Source organism: Actinoplanes oryzae (genome assembly GCF_030757795.1).
GTDB lineage: Bacteria > Actinomycetota > Actinomycetes > Mycobacteriales > Micromonosporaceae > Actinoplanes.
In genome coordinates, this window is sequence record NZ_JAUQWH010000013.1 from 42,106 (window position 1) to 61,427 (window position 19,322).

The following is a 19,322-nucleotide window of genomic DNA, read 5'->3' on the forward strand; positions in this document are numbered from 1 at the left end:
TCAGTCCTTGTACTCGGCGGCGGGCGGCGCGGGTGCCGGGCCCAGATCGCCGAGCCAGCGGCCGTACGTGCGCTGCCACGTGCCGTCGGCGCGGGCCTTCGCCAGCACGGCGTTCACGAACCGGGTGAACTCCGGGTGCTTCTTGGACAGCGCGATCGCGTAGGGCTCCTCGGACAACCGGGGACCGATGATCTTCGTGTACGGGTCCTGGGCCGCCAGCCCCGCGAGCACCGCGTCGTCGCCCGAGATCGCGGCCACCTCGTTGCGTTGCAGGGCGACCAGGCACTCCCCGAACGTCGGCCGGGCGACCGCCTCCAGGGGCAGCGCCGTCTCGCTGGGCATCTTGTACGTCGCGACGGTCTGCAGCGACGTCGAGCCCTGGGCCGCGCACACCTTGGCGCCGGGCAGGTCGGCGAGGCTCTCGGCCCCGGAGTTCGTCGAGACCAGCACCCGCTTCGCCGCCTGGTAGTAGACCGACGAGAAGTCCACCTGGGTCCAGCGGGCGCACGTGGCCGTCATCGTGCCGGCCACCAGGTCCACGGCGCCCTGCTGCGGGGCGGTGACGCGGTCGGCGTACCCGAGGACCCGGATCTCGATCCTGCCCGGGTCGCCGAAGATCGCCTGCGACACCAGGCGCGCCATGTCGACGTCGAAGCCCTCGACCTTTCCGGTCAGCGGGTTGCGCGAGCTGAACAGCAGGGTGTCCTGGCCGGTCCCGAGCGTGAGCTTGCCCCGGTCCTGGATGGTGCGCATGTACGAGCCCGCGGGCATCTTGCCCGGCTCCGGCAGCTCGCCCGGCGGGCGCAGGCTGGCCTTCGGGTTGCACGACGTGGTGGTCGCGGCGGCCGACGAGGTGGCGGCGGGCGGCGCCTGCGGCAGGGAGATCTCGGGCAGGGACACGGCCGCCGACCCGCACCCGGCGAGCGCGAGCAGGGCCGTCAGGGCCGCGGCGAGCGCGGGGGTGCGCCTCATCGGTACTCCTCCAGCCGGGCGCGGATGCCGAGGGCGGCCAGCACGCACAGGACCAGGGCGAGCAGCGGGGCGAGCACGGTCAGCACCCCGAGCCCCCGCCCGGCGGACGCGATCTGCCCGGCGAACGCCTCCCGGCGGTCGTCGAGGGCGGAGTCGAGGCTGCCGGTGACCGCCGAGAACGTGCTGGTGGTGCCCTTGCCGATCGCCAGGCTCACGGCCTCGTCGTACGAGCCGTCCTTGTCGAGCTTGCGCACCTGGGCGTGCGCGGTGGTGTAGGCGGTGTGCCTGTCCCGGGCGGTCTCCACCATCTGCGCCGCCGAGGTGCCCCGCGTGGCGGCGGCCGCGTCGGCCAGCACCTCGCGCAGCCGGGCGGCCGCGGTGTCGAAGTCGGTCTCGTACTGGCCGGTGCCCCCGGAGCGGGAGACGAGCGTCAGCGCCTCGTCGCCGCGCTCGCGCAGGGCCAGCAGCCGGGCCTCGGCGAGCAGGGCGATCGGCCGCGAGCCGTCGGCGGCGGTGCCGGTCAGGCGGTCGCGCTGCAGGGTGAACACGCCGGCCATCGTGGCGGCGAGCAGCAGGGTCACCCCGGTCGCGGCCACCAGCGGGACGTTGAAGGTACGCCGGCTGATCCGGCTCACGTGGATCTGCCCGGCGACCAGCGCGGCGAGCAGCACGACCAGCAGCACGGTCAGCACCCGGGACCAGCCCGGGGCGGTCGCGTCGCCGTAGCCGTCGGCCACCTCCCGCTGCGCCAGCCGGAGCAGCTGCTCCGCCTGGGGCTGCAGCTGCTCGCGGTTGAGCTGGGAGGCCGACGCGAGGAACGAGGCGCCCACGGGCAGCCCCTGCCGGTTGTTCGCGCGGGCGGTGGCGACCAGGCCGGCGTACCGGGAAAGGCCGGTGTTGAGGGTCTGGATCGCCGCGCCCGCCTCGCCCTCCGCGGGGGTGCGCCGCGCCGCCGAGGTCAGGGCCGTCGCCGCCCGCTCGAGGTCGTCGTCGAAGCGCTGGGTGAGGTCGGCCGGCTCCAGCCCGCCGGTGAGGAACGCCTGCGCGGCGGTGGCGTCCGCGTCCGCCAGCGCCGAGAAGACGGTCTCCGCCTCGAGCAGCAGGGGCTGGGCGGTGTCGCGCAGGCGGCCGGTCGCGGATCCGGCCGAGGCCGCCGTGACCGCGGCGACCGCGCCGGTGAGCAGGCCGAGCGCCAGCAGGCCGGCCAGCAGCAGCCGCAGCCGGCCCGGCGTCGTGCCCCGCTGCGCCCCGAGCCGGCGCAGCCGCGAGCCGGCCCGGCTCCGCCGGAGCTTTCCCTTGGCCGGCTCGGCGATCGCGGCCGCGTGCCGCGGCGCGGGGAGGCTCGTGGCCGGCGGCCCCGGGCGGGCCGGAGCGGGTGCGGGGCGTGGCGGAGCGGTCACACCGCCACTGTGCCCTACCGGTGCAAACGATCAATCCCCCGTTCGGGTCTCAGTCCAGCGCGCGCTTGAGCAGTTTGCCGGTCGCGGTCATCGGCAGACTGTCCACGAAGGTCACGATCCGCGGGTACTTGTAGGTCGCCATCTGCTCCCTGCCCCACGCCACCAGCTCCTCCTCGGTGATCGTGGCGCCCTCCTTGCGGATCACGTACGCCTTGACCTCCTCGCCGTGGCTCGGATGCGGCACCCCGATGACCGCCGCGAGCGACACCGCCTCGTGGGTGAGCAGGACCTCCTCGATCTCGCGCGGGTACACGTTGAACCCGCCCCGGATGATCATGTCCTTGGCCCGGTCGACGATGTAGTACCAGCCGTCCTTGTCCCGCCGGCCCAGGTCGCCGCTGCGGAACCAGCCGTCCCGCACGACCTCGGCGGTCGCCTCCGGCCGGTTGTAGTAGCCCCGCATGATGTTGTGCCCGCGGATCGCGATCTCGCCGATCTCGTCCGGGCCCTCGACCGTGCGCCACTCCGGGTCGATCAGCTTCACCTCGACGCCCCAGATCGGCAACCCGATCGAGCCCGGCCGCGGCTCGGCCCCGAGCGGGCTGAACGTGGCGACGGGCGAGGTCTCCGACAGGCCGTACCCCTCGAGGATCGTGAGGCCGAGCCGCTCCCGGACCTCCTTGATGATCTCCACCGGCAGGGCCGAGCCGCCGCTCACCGCGGTCCGCATGGTGCGGGCGATCCGCTCGACGTCCACGCCCTCGGTGAGCGCGTTGAGCAGGCCCCACCACATGGTCGGCACGCCCGCGAAGAAGGTGACGTTCTCGCTCTCCAGCAGCTTGACCGCCCCGGCCGCCTCGAAGCGCGGCATGAGCACGAGCGTCGCGGCGGTGGAGAAGCCGGCGTTCATGTTGACCGTCGAGCCGAACGAGTGGAACAGCGGCAGCACGAGCAGGTGCGTCTCGTCGGCCTCCTTCGCCCCGAACAACCGGTTGCACGTCAGCGCGTTGAGGATCAGGTTGGAGTGGCTGAGCTCGGCGCCCTTGGCCTGCCCGGTGGTGCCGCTGGTGTAGAGGATGACCGCGGCGTCGCCCTCGTCGGCGAGCACGGTCTCGAAGACCGGCGACCGGTCCGCGAAGGCGTTCCGCGCCGGATCGGCCGTGATCAGGAAGAAGTTCTCGCAGCCCGGGGTCTCGTCGAAGCCCTTCTGTCCCTCGGCGCCCATCGGTAGCTCCGGGGTGCCCTCGAAGCAGAAGTACGCCTTCGCCTCCGAGTCGGCCAGGTGGTAGGCGATCTCCCGCCCCTTGAGCAGCACGTTCAGCGGCACCACAACCGCGCCGGCCTTGAGGATGCCGTAGTAGACCACCGGGAAGTACGGCAGGTTGGGGCAGGAGAGCGCGACCTTGTCGCCGGGCCGGATGCCCCGCTCCACCAGCAGGTTCGCCACCTGGTTCGCCGCCGCGTCGACCTGGGCGTAGGTCAGCCGCTGCGCGCCCAGCACCACCGCGGCGCGGTCCGGGTGGTGGCGAGCGCTGTCCTCCAGGAACACGGACAGGTTGAGCATGGTGACCTCCGGTGCTGTGTGACGACCGTCTCAGCCAATCACGCCGCCCGGCGCTGGTGAATACATCATTTCGCTCGAGTTTCGGTCGTGGATCCTGAGGTCGCCCCTGGTCTGGGCGCGGATGTGGGCGCCGGCGAGCAGCGCGTGCGGGAAGCCGGGATCGATCGCGCTGACCTCGTCGAGGCGGGCCAGCTGCCCGGGCGTGAGCTCGACGTCGAGGGCGCCCAGGTTGTCGTCCAGCTGCGCGAGGGTCCGGGCGCCGAGGACCGGTGCCGCGACTCCCGGCCGCTGCAGGGCCCAGGCCAGGGCGACCTGCGCCGGGGTACGCCCGGAATCCGCGGCGACCTCCTTGACCACAGCGACGATCCCGAGGGCGCGCTCGGTGACGCCGCCCAGCGCGACGTTGAAGCTGTGCCGGGCGCTGTCCGCGGGCTCCTTCCCGGTGAGCACGCCCCCGGCCAGCGGCGACCACAGGGTCACGCCGAGCCCCAGCTCCCGGGCCATGGGGATCAGATCGCGTTCGCCCGTACGCTCGATGAGGTTGTACTCGATCTGCAGGGCGACCAGCGGGGCCCAGCCGCGCAGGTCGGCGATCGTCTGCAGGCGCGCCACCTGCCACGCCGGGGTGTTCGAGATCCCGGCATAGAGCACCTTGCCCTGGCGTACCAGATCGTCCAGGCCGCGCAGGATCTCGTCGACCGGCGTCAGCGTGTCCCAGACGTGCAGCGTGAGCAGGTCGAGATAGTCGGTGTTCAGCTCGCGCAGGCTCGTCTCCACCGACGCGAAGAGGTTCTTGCGGTGGCTGCCGCCGGAGTTCGGGTCGCCGGGGCGGCGCAGCGTCGAGTACTTCGTCGCCAGCACCAGGCTCTCCCGGATGCCCTTGGTGAACTCGCCGAGCAGCCGCTCCGAGGTGCCGTAGGTGACGGCGGTGTCGATGAAGTTGCCGCCGCGCTCGACGTAGCGGTCGAACACGCGGCGGGCCTCGTCCCGCCCGGCTCCCCAGCCCCACTCGTTGCCGAAGGTCGCCGCGCCCAGGGCGAGCGGGGAGACGCGCAGGCCGGAGCGGCCCAGCAGCCGGTAGGTGTCGAGGGTGAGCGCCATGGAATCCTCCTGTGCCGTCGATCGGTGACAGCCGGAAGTCTCGTCCCGGGGCCCACCACCGATAAGGGAGAACGCTTCCTGGGAAGGCCCGTCCCACCCTCGGCGTTGCCGCCTAACATGACGACGCGCACGCTGGAACTGGCCGCCTTCCTGCGCAGCCGGCGGGAACGGCTCGATCCGCGCGAGCTCGGACTGCCCGAGCGCCGGCAGTCGCGGCGGACCCCCGGGCTGCGCCGCGAGGAGGTCGCCGAGCTCGCCGGGATCAGCATCGACTACGTCGTGCGGCTGGAACAGGCCCGCGGGCTGCGGCCGTCGGCAGACGTCGTCGAGGCGCTGGCCCGGGCGCTGCGGCTGGCCCCCGATGAGCGCACCTACCTCTTCGACCTGGCCGGGCAGCGGCCCCCTGCCGCCGGCCGGGCCGCCACCGCCGCGGCGCCACCGCTGGCCGGCCTGGTCGCCGACCTCGCGCCGCTGCCGGCCATGGTGCTCAACCACCGGTACGACATCCTGGCCTGGAACGATCCGATGGCCCGGCTGCTGCTCGGCTTCGACACCCTGCCGCCGCGGCAGCGCAACGCCATGCGGATGTGCCTGCTGCGCCCCGAGATGCGTGACCTCTATGCCGACCGGGAGAGCGTCGTGCGGGAGGCGATCGCCTATGTGCGTGCCGCGTGGGCCGCGCACCCCGGCGACGAGGAGCTGGCTGCCCTCGTCGCCGAGATCCGCGCCGACGCCTCCCTGGCCCGCTGGTGGGCCGAGGGGGACGTCAAGGTGACCGGCCGCGGGCGCAAGGAGATGCGCCATCCGTCGGCGGGTGCGATCACCGTGACGTACGAGACCCTGGCGCCCCTGCAGGACCGTGACCAGATGCTGGTGATCTGCCGCGTGTCCTGAAGGGATCGGGCCTCCGGCGCGCGCGGCCCTCATGCGGTCCGCCCTCGCAGGATCGGGATGCCGGCGGCGGCCACGGCGATCATGGCGCAGATCAGCACCACGGTTGCTGCCTGACCCCACGGAACCTGAAGGGCGACGGACTGCCCCACCTCGGCCTCGACTGCGCGGCGCATGCCCAGCAGCGCGGCGAGGGCGACCCCGCCGCCGAGCACCGTGCCCACCAGGACGGCCAGGAGGGCTTCCGCGCCGGCGACACCCAGGGCGTGGGACGTGCCGCCGCCGGCCAGGCGCAGCGCCCGGAACTCGTCGCGGCGGGCAGCCGTGGCCATCAGCAGCGTGTTGGCGACGGCAAGAGCGGTCCAGCCGGCGGTCAGCGTGATGAGCACGAGCAGGAAGACGCGCACGATGCCGTCCTCCTCCTCGATCAGCTCCCGGACGTAGTCGTGGCTGCTCAGCACCTTCATGCCCGGCCCGGGCACGGCCGGCCCGGTGAGCAGGATGTGGTCGGTGAGGGCGTTCGGGTCGTGCTCGCGCACCTGGGCCCGGGGGAGGGTGACGAGCTCGGCGGGGCCGTCGTGCGTGCCCGTGACGCGCAGCCGCACGGTCTCCCCGTCGGCGAACGTCACGTCCACCGACGCCGGCCGGTGCCCGATCCGGTCCGAGAGCACGGCGCCGGTGACGCCTGTCTCACCCGTCGCCTGGTACGCGGCGGTCCGGCCGTCGAGGGTCAGCACCACCTCGCTGGGCAGCGGCGCGGCGCCGGGCTGCCGGGCCGCCACGGCTTCGCTGATCCCGGGCGTGCCGTCCGGCGCCGCGACGTGGGAGACGGGGAGCTTCGCCGTCTCGTCGAGGCCGGTGCTCTCGCTGATCGTGGCGATGCTGCCGGTCAGGAGCACGGTGAAGCCCACGGTCAGCAGCACCGGGGCGGCTGTCGACGCCACCCGGCGCACCCCGGTCAGGGCGCCCTCGCGCACCAGCATGCCGGTCGCTGTGCGCTGCCACGGGCGGGTGAGCACGCGTACCAGGGGGACGATGACGACCGGCGCCAGCAGGGCCGCGGCGACCAGCAGCAGCATCGCCGCCCCCAGCGCCGCCGTGGTCTGCGTGGTCAGCGGCAGGGCGGGCAGGGCCACGGTGAGTGCCGCCCCCGCCAGGCCGGTCAGCGCCCCGGCCACCCCGCGCGGCCAGGTCATCGCCCGCCGTTCGGCGGCCGCCTCCCGCAACGCCTCCAGCGCGGGCACCCGGCTCGACCGGCGCGCCGCGGCGGCCGCCCCGAGCAGCGCGACCACGATGCCGAGCCCGAACGACCCGGCCAGGACCAGCGGCTGCACCGTCACCGCGAACCCCGCCGGCTCCAGCCCCGCCGCCACCATCGGCCGCGCGAGCAGCGGCGCGAGCAGGGCGCCGGCGGGGACGCCGAGCAGGCCGCCGAGGGCCGCCACGACGGTCGTCTCGGCGTACATCAGGCGTCTGACCTGACCCGGCGTGGCACCCACCGCGCGCAGCAGGCCGAGCTCCCGCTGGCGCTGGGCCGCGCTCAGAGCACAGGTCGACGCGATCACGAACACCGCCACGAACGCCCCGAGCACCACCACCGCGATGATCAGCTGCGCCCCGATCCAGCGGATGCGGGTGATCTCCTCGCTCTCGAGCGTCGCGCGATCCCGGCCCTCGACGACCTCACCCCGCACGTCGTCGCCGGCAGGGGCCAGGAAGGCCCGGACCTGGGCGACGTCGGGCCGCCCGGTGAGACCGATCACGCGTACGCCGCCCGCGCGCACCCGGGCGTCCCTGTCGGCCACGTAGAGCCCGGGGCCGTCGGTGGTGCCCGTGACGATCCACGTCTCCGGGCCGCGTGCCGTGAGAACATCGATCCGGGTGCCGGGAGGTTGGTGCGAGACCACTTCCTTGGTACGGGCCGGAGCGCGCCCCGCCGTCAGCCGGTAGCCGCCGAGCGCCGCCGACGACCACGAGTGTCCCTTGGTGTCCTCCTCGCCCCCTTGCCGCGCGTCCTTTCCGCCCTGCCCGGCGCCCTCCCCGCCCTGCCCGGCGCTCTCTCCGCTTTGCCCGGTGGTCTCTCCGCTCTGCCCGGTGGTCTCTCCACTTTGCCCGGCAGTCCTGTCGCCCTGCCCCGCGTCTTTTTCGCCTTGCTTCGCGTCCTTTCCGGCTTGCTGGGCGTGTTTTCCGGCTCGCTGGACGTAGAACGTCGGATCGGGCACCGCGCTCGTCACGCCCGGGAGCTGTGCCAGTCCGGCGGCCAGCGCGTCGGCCTCGCCGGTCGTCCACGAGCGATAGTCGGTGTAGCCGTCGGAGCCCTTGCCGACGGCCGGGGAACGGACTATGACAGCGGCGGCGTCGTAGCGCTCCGGGGCCTCCGGGCGGGACGACGCCCAGAGGGTGACCGCGCCGGCGATCAGGGCCACGCCCAGCGCCACGGCCACGCAGGTGCCCGCGAACGCGGCGAAGCGGTGCCGCACCATGCTCCATGCGAGGGTCATCGCTGCTCCAGCTCGGCCATGCGGACGGCGATGTCGGCGGCGGCCGTCAAGTGCGAGTGCCCCGCGGGGTGTCCGTCAGCCCCCGACGGCCGCGTGTGCCCGGCGATGCGTCCGTCAGCTCTCGACGGGTCCATGTGGTCCGCGGGGTGTCCGTCAGCTCTCGACGGGCCCATGTGGTCCGCGAGGCGTCCGTCGGGTCCCGTCGGGGTCATCTGCCCCGCGATGCGCCCGTCGGCGAGGAAGACGACCTGGTCGGCGTGGGCCGCCGCCCACGGGTCGTGGGTGACCATGACGATCGTCTGCGCGTGCCGGTCGACGGCAAGCCGCAGCAGGCGCAGCACCTCGCGGGACGCGTTGGTGTCCAGGGCGCCGGTCGGCTCGTCGGCGAACAGCACCGCAGGCCGGCTCACCAGCGCCCGGGCGAGGGCCACCCGCTGCTGCTGGCCGCCGGACAACTCGCTCGGGCGGTGCCCCACCCGGTCCGCCAGGCCGACCTCGGCCAGCATCGCCGCGACCTGGCCGGGCGCCGGGCGCTTGCCGGCCAGGCGTAGCGGCAGGGCGACGTTCTGCGCGGCGCTCAGCGCGGGGATCAGGTTGAACGCCTGGAAGACGAAGCCCACCCGCTCGCGCCGCAGCCGGGTCAGGGCCCGCTCGGACAGCCCGCCGATCGCCACGCCGTCGATGATCACGTCACCGCTCGTCGCCCGGTCGAGGCCGGCGGCGCAGTGCAGCAGAGTGGACTTGCCGGACCCCGACGGGCCCATGACCGCCGTGAAGGTGGCGGGCGGGATCGCGAGGTCGACGGCGTCGAGCGCGGTCACCGTCGTCCCGGTGCCGTGGATCTTGGTGACGGCGCGCAGCTCGACCGCCGTGCGCAACTGGGTGATCGTCATGCGGCCAAGACTGGCTCGACAATCGCCCGCTGTCGGTAGCGCCTGCTGACCGGATTTGGTATCGCCTGCACTACCGACACGGCCGCCTCCGGGCGGTAGCTTGGCGCCCATGCCCGTCCGCAACGCCCTCGAGGCGCTCACGATGCGACCGACCCGGTTCCTGGTGTCGTCGTGGCCGTGGCGCTCGCTGGCCTACCTGGCGGGCGGGGCGCTCGTCGGCTTCGTGACCCTCTTCGCGGTGGGCGCGATGCTGGGAGCGGGGCTGCTCCTCTCCGTCGTGGTCGTCGGCCTGGCGGGCTATGTGGCGACGCTGCTCTGCGGGGTCGCCGTCGGGCGGCTCGAGCGCTGGCGGATGCGGCTCGTCGACCACGACCTGCTCCCCGACCCGCATCGGCGGCCGCCCGCCCCGGGCCTGCGCAGCTGGCTCACGCTCCGGCTGCGCGAGCAGGCAACGTGGCGCGAGCTGGGCTACACGATGGTGTCCGCGGCCGTGCTGTGCTGGATGGACGCCGCCGTGGTCACGCTCGCCCTGTTCGTGCCGGCGGCCTTCTTCCTCGGGCCGTTCTATGTGGAGGACCGCTCGTTGTGGCTCAGCATCCCGCTGATGGCCGTGGCGCCGGTCGCCCTGGTCGTCGCGGCCTACCCGGTCACGGCCTGGGCCGGCGCCCGCGCCGCGATGGCCCGCGCGATCCTCGCCCCGCGCAGCGACGACGCCGACGCCAAGCTCGTCGAGGTCACCCGCTCGCGCGCCCGGCTCGTCGACGCCTTCGAGGTCGAGCGCCGCCGCATCGAGCGCGACCTGCACGACGGCGCCCAGCAGCGGCTCGTCGCCCTCAGCATGCAGCTCGGCCTGGCCCGGCTCGAGGTGCCGCCCGGCTCGCCCGCGGCCGCCTCCCTCGCCACGGCGCAGAGCCTCGCCCGCGAGACCCTGGCCGAGCTGCGCGAGCTGATCCGCGGCGTGCACCCCAAGATCCTCACCGACCGGGGGCTCGCCGCCGCGGTGGGCGAGGCCGCCGGGCACGCCCCCGTCCCGGTCGACCTGGACCTGCGGCTCGCCGCGCGGCTGCCCGAGCCGGTCGAGGTGACGGCCTACTTCGTGGTGGTGGAGGCGCTGGCCAACGTCGCCAAGCACAGCCGGGCGACCCGGGCGGCGGTCACCGCGGGCGTGCGCGAGGGCCGGCTCGTGCTGGACGTCCGCGACGACGGACGCGGGGGAGCGGACCCGCAACGCGGCACGGGCCTCGTCGGCCTGGCCGACCGGGTCGCCGCGGTCGACGGCAGCGTGGCGCTGTCGAGCCCGCCGGGCGGCCCCACCCTCGTGCACGTGGAGATTCCGTGCGGTTCGTGAGCGCTCCGGGTGGGGGGATGTTGTCGTGCGGGTGGTGATCGCGGAGGACGGGCTGATCGTGCGGGAGGGGATCGCCGGGATGCTGCGGCGGTTCGGGCACGAGGTGGTCGCCGCGGTCGGTGACGCGCCTGCGCTGCTGGCCGCCGTGCCGGAGCACCGGCCCGACGTGGTGGTGACCGACGTCCGGATGCCGCCCGGCTTCAGCGACGAGGGCCTGCAGGCCGCGATCGCCCTGCGCGCCGCCGATCCTGACCTGCCCGTGGTCGTTCTCAGCCAGTATGTGGAGCAGACCTACGCCGCCGAGCTCCTCGACTCGGGCCGCTCGGCGGGCGTCGGCTACCTGCTGAAGGATCGCATCGGCGAGGTGACCGAGTTCGTCGAGGCGGTCCAGCAGGTCGCCGCCGGCCGCACGGTGGTCGACCCCGAGGTCGTCCGCCAGCTCCTCGGCCGCCGCCAGGACCCCCTGCGCCGCCTCACCGCGCGCGAACGCGAGGTTCTCGCCCTCATGGCCGAAGGTCGCTCCAACGCCGCCATCGCCCGCACCCTGACCGTCAGCGAGGCCGCGGTCGCCAAGCACATCGGCAGCCTGCTCGCCAAGCTCGACCTCCCGCCCGGCCCCGACGACCACCGCCGGGTCCGCGCCGTCCTGGCCTACCTCCGCGACGGCTGACCCCGCCGCCGCCGCCGACCCCGCCGACCCCGCCGACCCGGCTGACCCCGCCTCGGCCACGGCAGGCTCCGCCCGCCCCTCATGGCGAGTGCCGCCCGCGCCGGGTCGCAGTGAGTGCCGCCCTCGCCGGGTCGCGGTGAGTGTCGCTCATGCCTTGGCGACGGCGAGTTTCGCGCGACTCTCGGAGGCGGCGAGCTTCGCCAGGGCCGGGTTGCGCGTCGCGCCGGCCGGCTTGTCTGCCGCCTGGGCTCTCCCTCCGTGCGCTGCGGCACGGGACATCCGAGGCGCCGGCGGCCGGTGCGGGGTGGGTGGTGCGGGGCGGCTGTGCGGGGACGCCGGGCGTGTCGACGGCCGGCGTCCCTGGTCAGCGAGTCGGGCCTTGGTGAACGCTCGCGCGCTCGTCGTCTTCCCTCGTTGACCGTCGATGCCCCGCCGGTCGGGGTCACCGGGCGCGGCGCTGATCGTGGTGCCTAGGCCCCGGTCCCGCGGAGCTGGGCGAGGACCAGGGGGTCGATGGCGCCCGCGACGATGCGTTCCTCGAGGTTCTCGACGCCGGCCCAGGAGGCGAGGGCCTCGTCCAGCGCCTCGGGACCGGGGCCGGCGGGATGCCCGGCGGCGGCGAGCCGCTCGCGGACCTCGTCGCCCAGCGGACCGGTCAGGTCGAGCAGCGTCGCCGGGTCGGGGCGCTCGAAGTAGAGCGTGTGCATCTCCAGCAGCCGCGCCAGCTCGGTGACCGGGGCGGAGTGGTCGTCCACGCGCAGGTCGACGAGGACGTCGCTGGTACCCCCGTACCCGAGGCCCTTGGCGACCACCAGCAGGGCCGCACTCTGCCGCCCACGCCGGTCCCCGCCCGCGTCGTCGCCGGCCCGCAACGCGGCGAGCAGCCTGTACGCCAGGCGGCCGACCCCGGCGCCGGCGAGCCACGCCGCCTCCATCTTCTCGACGACCTGGGGGCCGGCGAGCATGTTGCCCTGGATGGCGTACCCGTCGCCGGCCGTGCCGCCCGCCCAGTCGTGGCAGGCGGCCCCGGTGAAGGTGGCGCCGGCGCCCGTGGGCCCGACCACGCCCACCTGTCGATGGTCCACCGGGCCGGCGTCCCCGGCCAGCAGCGCCGCCACCGTCTCGGTCGCGGCGACGCCGGTGCCCAGGAGGGCGAGGGCCTGCGGGCGGTAGGCCAGGTTGGCGTACGACTGGGTCGCCACCGCCCCCACGTCGGCGAGCGCCGCCGGAACCGCCGCGCCCACGCCCAGGAACTTGCTGGCCACCGCCACACCCAGCGCGCCGCCGTCGGCCGAGCGCGCCACGATCGAGAACGTCATGGGCGCACGTTAGCGGACTCGTAACACGCCGGGAGAACACTGGCGGCACGAGTGACTTTTCTCCGCCGTGCCCGCCGCCTGCCCTCGGTGCGGCCGGCCGCGAACCGGGCCCCGGCGTCCGCCCCCGCCGGTCGCCGGGCCCGGTTCCCGCCGCTGCGGGCGGGCCGGGTGATTGCCGGCACGCGTCCCGCCCGCAGCTTTCGCCGCTTACAAGGGGTGGTCGCGGGCACGCGTCCCGCCGGTGGTCCGGATCAGCACCGAGCGCGGAAGGCCCTCATACGTCGTGGTTCCGAGCCGCTCACTGCCGAGGGCCCACCCGCACCCTCGGGGTCCACGGCCGGCGGAGCGGAACAGCGGGACGCTCATCGGTGCTTCCCGGCCGTCTTGTAGGTGACCAACGGCACCGTGACGGCTGTCGTCGTGGCGAGGCCGTGGCCGGTGAGGTCGGCGACGACCTGCTCGATCCGCTTGTACGCGCCGGGGGCCTCCTCGAACAGCAGCTGGCGGTCGCCGCAGACGACGTGCGAGCCGAGGGGCGTACGGCGGAGCTCGTCGACGGTGTGCTTGGCCTTGTTGCGCCGGAGCGCGTCGGAGCGCGACATCTTCCGCCCGGCCCCGTGCGCCACGGACCAGTTGGCCTCCGCCGGGGCGTGCGTCCTCATGAGGTACGAGCGGGTGCCCCGGGTGCCGGCCACGAGCACGTCGCGCCCGTCGCCGTTCGCCGCGCCCTTGCGATGCAGGTAGAGGCCGTCCCGCAGCTCGACCGAGTTGTGGCATTCGTCGACGATCGCGGGCTGAGCGGCTGCCCCGAGCGCGGCGGCGACCCGCGCGGCCATGAGGCGGCGGTTCAGCGACCCCCACCGTACGGCCTCATCGTGCCGCGTCAGGTAAGCAGCGACATCCGGAGCCGGCCCGGCGCCGTGCACTTCCGTGTGGGCGCGCAGGATCCGTTCGCCGAGTCCGCGCGAGCCACTGTGGACGATGAGTACGAGGTCGGTCCGCGCGACGGGGTGTGCGCTGTCGTGCACCTCGTCGACCCGGGCGAGCTCGACGAAGTGGTTGCCCCGGCCGACGGTGGCGAGCTGGTCGGCGTACCCGGCGGGAAGCTCCTCGTCGATCAGGTCCGCCGCCTCGCCGGGGTCGAGCGGGCGGTCGAGGTCGGGGAAGCGGGCCGCGAGGCGCTCGGGCACGGGCCGCTTGAGCCGGATCGGGAAGACCGCGATGCCGCACCCGATGTCCGAGCCGACCAGGAAGGGATAGAGAACCCGCGACAGCATGGCCGCCCCGATGGGTGCTCCCTTGCCGGGATGCAGATCCGGCATGCCGGCGACGTGCACCATCCCGTCGAGCGCGGCCACCTGATGGCACTGGTCGCGGGCGGCGGACTCGATCCAGCTCGAAGCGCCGGCGAAGATGGCGACGGAGGCGGGGGATTTCTCGGACAAAACGGACGCTCTTTCCGTGATTGACGAAGTGCTGCAAACGGGGCGCCTCAGGCGGGCAGGTCAGAACGTCATGCGAAGACGGTCGCCTGTCGGCGGCCCCGCCGCAACGCCTTTTCGGTGCGGCCCCGCCGCGGCGGCCCGGTCCGGGAGGAGGTCGCTTCGTGTGATGCGGCGCGCAGGGTGGCGTGCGGACGGGGCGACGGGATCGGGACGAAATACGCTGGGACGGTGAGTGCTGTGGGTGAGACGGTGGCGGGCGTCGTCGGTGGGCGGATCGCGTACGAGGACGGGCTGGACCTGCTCACCGTCGCCCCCGCCGCGGAGGTCGATCCGGTGCTCGCCGCGGCGTTGTTCGATGCCGCCGGGCGGCTGTTCCGGGGCGGGTGGCAGCCCGTCGAGCTGCACCGCGTCGTCGCTCGCCGGGGTGACCCGGCCGCCGCGCCGCTGATCGCGGATGCCACTGCCGCTCATCTCCGGGGCTTCCCGGCCCGGTCGGTCGATGCCCGGTGGCAGGAGCAGGCCGACGAGATCGGGGCGAAGTTCTGGTGGGGTGACGATGTCACCTACCTTGCCCAGGTCACGCGGCACCGCCGGGCCGATCGGGTGACCCTGATCGATGCGGTGCTCGGGACGCTCCGGGTCCTCGCGGCGCTGCCGCCCATCGAGACGCTCCTCCCGCCGCCCGGTCAGGCCGCCCGCGGCGGGCACACCGGCTCGGCCGGCAAGCCGGGCAAGGGCCCGGCGGCTCGGGGAGCGGCCGGCGGGCGGGCGGACAACGCGCTGCTCAATCGGGTTCGGGCGCTGCTGGCGAAGGCGGAGTCGACGACCTTCCCGGCCGAGGCCGAGGCGTTCAGCGCCAAGGCTCAGGAGCTGATCTCGAAGCACAGCCTCGACGAGGCGGCGCTCGCCGGGGACGGCGGCGCGGGCGCGACGGTGACGCCCTTCGCGCGGCGGGTGGGAATCGACCATCCGTACGAGACGGAGAAGGCCTCGCTGCTCGACGCGGTGGCCCGGGCGAACCGGTGCCATGTGGTGTGGTCGCCGGAGTTCGGGTTCGCGACGGTCTTCGGCTTCGAGGCGGACCTGGCCGCCGTCGATCTTCTGCAGGCTTCGCTGCTCGTCCAGGCCCACCGGGCGATGTCGCGCGCCGAGCCGCCCGGCGGCAAGGCGGGGCGGGCGCGGCTTCGGGCCTTCCGGCAGTCTTTCCTGGTCGGCTATGCCGTGCGGATCGGGGAGCGGCTCGCGGAGGCCGACCGGGCGGCGCTGGCCGAGGCGCGGGACGCGGCGTCGTTGCTCCCGGTGCTCGCCTCGCGCGACGTGCAGGTGCGGGAGGCGAGGGACAAGGCCTTCCCGCGTACGGTCCGGGGGCGCGGCTTCCGCGTGGACAGCGAAGAGGGCTGGGAGTCCGGCCGGAGCGCAGCCGACCAGGCGACCCTGCGTTGATCACCAGGAGACCGCACCGCGGTTCGCTTGCCCGGCTCGGGGGCGCCGGCTGTGCGATCGGTGCTGGACCGCTCGGTGGCTTCCGGCCGGGCGGTTACGAGTCGCAGGTCCAGGCCGGCCGGCTGACGAGGGCGATGACTTCGTCGAGGCGTACGCGGGCCTGGGTCATCTCGGCGATCTGGGCGTCCAGGCGTTCGCGCTCGGCGGTCAGCATGGCCCGGGAGCGGGGCGAGCATTTCGCCTCGAGCAGGGGCAGGAGGTCGGCGATCACGCGGCTGGACAGGCTGGCGGCGAAGCCCCAGCGGATGATGCGGACGCGGCCCACCGCGGAGTCGGCGTAGCGGCGCCGGCCGGCCGAGTCGCGGTCGGCCGTCAGCAGCCCCTGCTCCTCGTAGTAGCGCAAGGAGCGGACGCTCGCGCCGGTGCGGGCCGCCAGCTCGCCGATGCGCATCTATGACCACCGCCACATTCCCCGGGACCTCACATCAATGGCAGCTCCTAGCGTAGCCAGCACGACTTCCCACGGACGGAGCTTGGCATGGCGGGAACACTCGGCATCATCGGCAGCGGCACCATCGGGTCCGCCATCGCTCGCAGCGCGGTCGGCGCCGGCCGGCAGGTGGTGATCAGCAACTCGCGCGGGCCGGAGACGCTCGGCGCCCTGGTGGCGGAGCTGGGGCCGCTCGCCCGGGCGGCCACCCCGGCGGAGGCGGCGGAGGCGGGCGATCTCGTCGTCGCCACGATTCCGCTCGCGCACTACGAGCAGCTGCCCCGGGAGGCGCTGGCCGGCAAGACGGTGATCGACACCATGAACTACGCGCCGGCCGTGACGGGGTGGGCGCGCCCGGAGCTGGACGCCGGCGAGCTGACCTCCAGCGAGCTGGTGCAGCGGTTCCTGGCCGGGTCGCAGGTGGTCAAGGCGTTCCACGACGTCAACGGGCGGGTGCTCGCGGAGTTGTCCCGCCCGGCCGGCGCCCCGGACCGCACGGCGCTGCCCGTCGCCGGTGACGACGCGGCGGCCAAGGCCCGGGTGGCGGAGCTGATCGGGGACTTCGGGTTCGACACCGTCGACGTCGGCGGCCTCGCCGAGAGCTGGCGGGCCGGGCCGAACACGCCGCTCTACTTCGAGGTGTTCGTGGGTGCGGTGCCGGCGGGGCTGAGCATGCCCGAGATCTACGCCTGGCTGGCCGCGGCGCCGCTGATCCCGGTGCCGGCCGCCGAGGTGGCGCGACTCGCCGCCACGACGCCCCGGCAGCCCGCGGGCTTCGACCCCGCCCTGATCGGCCGGGCGTTCCTCAGGTGAGGACGCGGAACGGGGTGCCGTCGGGATCGGTGAGCGCGTAGCGGCCGTGGTCGTCCGGGCCGGAGACGAGCCGCGCGCCGAGAGAGACCAGGCGGTCGATGTCGGTGGCGGGTGCGGCGAGGTCGAAGGTGACGCGGTCCTCGCCCACGCGGGAGCCGTAGGGTGGACCGCCCCACGTCAGCTTCGTCCCGCCCGCGGGCGACTGGATCGCCGTCTCCTCGTCCTGGTCCCAGACCAGCGGCCAGCCCAGGGCGGCGCTCCAGAACCGGCCCACCTCCGGCGTGCCGTCGCCGGCGAGCGCCCCGATCAGGCCGGTGTCCTTGAGGAAGTTGTTGCCGGGCTCGATGACGTCGACCTCGTTGTCCTCCGGGTCGGCGAGCACCACGTGGCCCTCGTCGCCGGTCTGGCCGACATCCCAGTGCTTGCCGCCCAGGGCCAGGACGCGGGCGACCTTCTCCCGCTGGTCGTCGAGGGAGGTGCTGGTGAGGTCGAAGTGCGCGAGGTTCTGGACGGTCTTCGGCGTGGTGGTGCGCAGGAAGCGAAGGCGACAACCGCCGTCGGCGGAAGGCGCCAGCGCCGCGTCCGCGTGGGGGTCGTCGATCTCCGGCCGGCCCAGCAGCCCGGACCAGAAGCGGGCGAGCTCGGCGGGACGCAACGCCGCGAAGCAGATCGCGTCGAGTTGTGCGGTCATCGCCGCAGACTAAGACCGCGCCGGGGAGAGCGCAGCCGACTTATCGGCACCCGGGCAGCGCCATGGTTGTCACAAGGATCAATGACAAACCGGCAAATGATCTCGATGAAGTTCGATAGGTTGCAGGCGACTTCACCCATGCGGGCCCCCGGGCCCGCCGGACGGAAGGACGTTCGACCGTGCGACGACTACTGGTGGCCGCGGCCGCCACCGCGCTCGTTCTCGCCGGAACGGGCACGCCCGCGCAGGCCGCCCCCGTGGACGGCAGCGCCGGGCTGGGCGACGTGTACTACCCGGACTACGGCAACGGCGGGTACGACGTCTCCCACTACGACATCCGATTGCGCTACTGGCCCGACCAGGACCGGCTGACCGGCACGACCACGATCCTCGCCACCGCCGAGCAGGACCTGCGCTCGTTCCACCTCGACTTCGTGCTCGACGTGGCGTCGGTGCAGGTGAACAACCGGCCCGCCACCTTCCGCCGCGAGGGCGACCACGAGCTGGTCGTCACGCCGGCCCGCACGCTGACGGCCGGGCAGGCGGTCACGATCGTGGTGCAGTACTCGGGCGTGCCGTCGAGCAAGGTGGCGGCGGGCTACACCGCCTGGATCCGTACGCCGGACGGCGCGGCCGCCGTGGGCGAGCCGGAGGAGGCCTGGTGGTGGTTCCCCAGCAACGACCACCCGTCGGACAAGGCCACCTTCGACGTGTCGGTCGCCGTGCCGGACGGCGTCGAGGTGCTCAGCAACGGCGTGCAGCCGCGCGCCAACACCCGGGAGCTGCTCGGCTGGACCCGCTGGTACTGGCGCTCGCCGGACCCGCAGGCCACCTACCTCGCGTTCATCACCATCGGCCAGTACGACATCACGCGCGACGTGACGGCGGACGGCACCCCGGTCATCAACGCCTACTCGGAGCTGCTGCCGGACGACTTCGACGCCGCGGCCCGGGCCAGCGTCGAGCGTACGGCGGAAATCACCGACTGGGAGACCACGGTCTTCGGCCCGTGGCCCTTCAACGCGCGTGGCGGCGTCGTCACCCCGCCGAACACGCTGGGCTTCGCCCTGGAGAACCAGACCCGCCCGAACTACTCGGCGGCCTTCTTCCGCGGCGGCGCCAACACCTACGTCGTCGTGCACGAGAACGCCCACCAGTACTTCGGCGACTCGGTGTCCCTCGAGCAGTGGCGTGACATCTGGCTGAACGAGGGCTTCGCCAGCTACGCCGAGTGGCTGTGGTCGGAGAAGCAGGGCGAGGGCACGGCCGACGAGGTCTTCGACTTCGTCTACGCCACGGCCCCCGACGACGTGTGGAGCGTCCCGCCGGGCGACCCGGGCGTGCCGGACCTGTTCAGCAACTCCGTCTACGACCGCGGCGCCATGACCCTGCACCAGCTGCGCAAGACGGTGGGTGACGACGACTTCTTCACCATCCTGCGTACGTGGGTGGCCGACCACCGCCACGGCAACGCGACCACCGGCGAGTTCATCGCCCTGGCCGAGAAGATCTCCGGCCAGCAGCTCGACGAGCTGTTCCAGGCGTGGCTCTTCACCCCGGCGAAGCCCGAGGTCCGCACCGCCCTGCGCAAGGCCGCCCCGGCCGAGCCCAGGTCCTGGACCAGGATCCAGCAGGCCCACGAGCTCCTGCACAAGGACTGACGCGTACGGTTCGGAGCCGCCTTCCCGCGGCGGCTCCGGACCCGGCGACGCCCCTCAGGCGGCGCGAACTACGCGTCGCGAGACGCCACGCAATGCCTCGGCCGGCCGGGGGCCGGCGCG

The 19,322-nt window shown here is 74.0% G+C and carries 16 protein-coding genes; 6 read left to right on the forward strand and 10 right to left on the reverse strand.

Annotation, left to right across the window (positions count from 1 at the left end; all coding sequences use genetic code 11):
• From RBH18_RS07050 to RBH18_RS07065, 4 genes are read right to left on the reverse strand one after another with little or no spacing between them, the layout of a single operon-like run.
• Entirely contained in the window at positions 1-972 is a 972-nt protein-coding gene (locus RBH18_RS07050) for a glutamate ABC transporter substrate-binding protein (RefSeq protein ID WP_306205135.1), read from the reverse strand.
• Entirely contained in the window at positions 969-2,372 is a 1,404-nt protein-coding gene (locus RBH18_RS07055; protein ID WP_306205136.1) for a hypothetical protein, read from the reverse strand. The genes RBH18_RS07050 and RBH18_RS07055 overlap by 4 nt, the downstream gene beginning before the upstream one ends.
• 49 nt (positions 2,373-2,421) lie before the next feature.
• Entirely contained in the window at positions 2,422-3,936 is a 1,515-nt protein-coding gene (locus RBH18_RS07060; protein ID WP_306205137.1) for a long-chain-fatty-acid--CoA ligase, read from the reverse strand.
• A gap of 30 nt (positions 3,937-3,966) precedes the next feature.
• A complete protein-coding gene (locus RBH18_RS07065) occupies positions 3,967-5,037 on the reverse strand; it encodes an aldo/keto reductase (protein WP_306205138.1) in 1,071 nt (356 codons plus the stop codon).
• A 117-nt stretch (positions 5,038-5,154) separates the two neighbouring features.
• On the opposite strand from RBH18_RS07065, the gene RBH18_RS07070 reads away from it, so the two are divergent.
• Positions 5,155-5,931 (forward strand): helix-turn-helix transcriptional regulator, encoded by a 777-nt coding sequence (locus tag RBH18_RS07070; protein WP_306205139.1) that lies wholly within the window; start codon positions 5,155-5,157, stop codon positions 5,929-5,931.
• A gap of 29 nt (positions 5,932-5,960) precedes the next feature.
• Here the strand turns inward: RBH18_RS07070 and RBH18_RS07075 are convergent, their stop codons facing one another.
• On the reverse strand, positions 5,961-8,429 hold the full coding sequence (locus RBH18_RS07075) for an ABC transporter permease (protein ID WP_306205140.1): 2,469 nt from the start codon (positions 8,427-8,429) through the stop codon (positions 5,961-5,963).
• Positions 8,426-9,322 carry an ABC transporter ATP-binding protein gene (locus RBH18_RS07080; RefSeq protein WP_306205141.1) on the reverse strand — a complete coding sequence of 299 codons (897 nt, stop codon included), beginning with the start codon at positions 9,320-9,322 and terminating at the stop codon, positions 8,426-8,428. Before RBH18_RS07080 ends, RBH18_RS07075 begins: the two co-directional genes overlap by 4 nt.
• Positions 9,323-9,431: 109 nt before the next feature.
• On the opposite strand from RBH18_RS07080, the gene RBH18_RS07085 reads away from it, so the two are divergent.
• Both RBH18_RS07085 and RBH18_RS07090 read left to right on the forward strand, forming a co-directional pair.
• Complete coding sequence (locus RBH18_RS07085) at positions 9,432-10,670, forward strand: sensor histidine kinase (protein WP_306205142.1); 1,239 nt, start codon at positions 9,432-9,434, stop codon at positions 10,668-10,670.
• Positions 10,671-10,695: 25 nt separating this feature from the next.
• Positions 10,696-11,340, forward strand: coding sequence for a response regulator (locus RBH18_RS07090; RefSeq protein WP_306205143.1), 645 nt, complete (start codon positions 10,696-10,698; stop codon positions 11,338-11,340).
• 470 nt (positions 11,341-11,810) lie between these two features.
• Here the strand turns inward: RBH18_RS07090 and RBH18_RS07095 are convergent, their stop codons facing one another.
• Together RBH18_RS07095 and RBH18_RS07100 are read right to left on the reverse strand one after the other, a co-directional pair.
• On the reverse strand, positions 11,811-12,659 hold the full coding sequence (locus RBH18_RS07095) for a DUF1028 domain-containing protein (protein WP_306205144.1): 849 nt from the start codon (positions 12,657-12,659) through the stop codon (positions 11,811-11,813).
• Between the two features lie 362 nt (positions 12,660-13,021).
• Entirely contained in the window at positions 13,022-14,125 is a 1,104-nt protein-coding gene (locus RBH18_RS07100) for an RNA ligase RtcB family protein (RefSeq protein WP_372338881.1), read from the reverse strand.
• Between the two features lie 207 nt (positions 14,126-14,332).
• On the opposite strand from RBH18_RS07100, the gene RBH18_RS07105 reads away from it, so the two are divergent.
• Positions 14,333-15,547 (forward strand): DUF2786 domain-containing protein, encoded by a 1,215-nt coding sequence (locus RBH18_RS07105; RefSeq protein WP_306205146.1) that lies wholly within the window; start codon positions 14,333-14,335, stop codon positions 15,545-15,547.
• A 94-nt stretch (positions 15,548-15,641) separates the two neighbouring features.
• On the opposite strand, the gene RBH18_RS07110 is transcribed toward RBH18_RS07105, so the two are convergent.
• Positions 15,642-15,998 carry a MerR family DNA-binding transcriptional regulator gene (locus RBH18_RS07110; protein ID WP_306205147.1) on the reverse strand — a complete coding sequence of 119 codons (357 nt, stop codon included), beginning with the start codon at positions 15,996-15,998 and terminating at the stop codon, positions 15,642-15,644.
• 87 nt (positions 15,999-16,085) lie between these two features.
• Between RBH18_RS07110 and RBH18_RS07115 the strand changes: the two genes are divergently transcribed.
• Complete coding sequence (locus tag RBH18_RS07115) at positions 16,086-16,850, forward strand: NADPH-dependent F420 reductase (protein ID WP_306205148.1); 765 nt, start codon at positions 16,086-16,088, stop codon at positions 16,848-16,850.
• Here RBH18_RS07115 and RBH18_RS07120 read toward each other — a convergent pair.
• A complete protein-coding gene (locus tag RBH18_RS07120) occupies positions 16,843-17,541 on the reverse strand; it encodes a VOC family protein (protein ID WP_306205149.1) in 699 nt (232 codons plus the stop codon). The genes RBH18_RS07115 and RBH18_RS07120 overlap by 8 nt on opposite strands.
• Positions 17,542-17,720: 179 nt before the next feature.
• On the opposite strand from RBH18_RS07120, the gene RBH18_RS07125 reads away from it, so the two are divergent.
• Positions 17,721-19,202, forward strand: coding sequence for a M1 family metallopeptidase (locus RBH18_RS07125; RefSeq protein ID WP_306205150.1), 1,482 nt, complete (start codon positions 17,721-17,723; stop codon positions 19,200-19,202).
• The last annotated feature ends 120 nt before the right edge of the window (positions 19,203-19,322 follow it).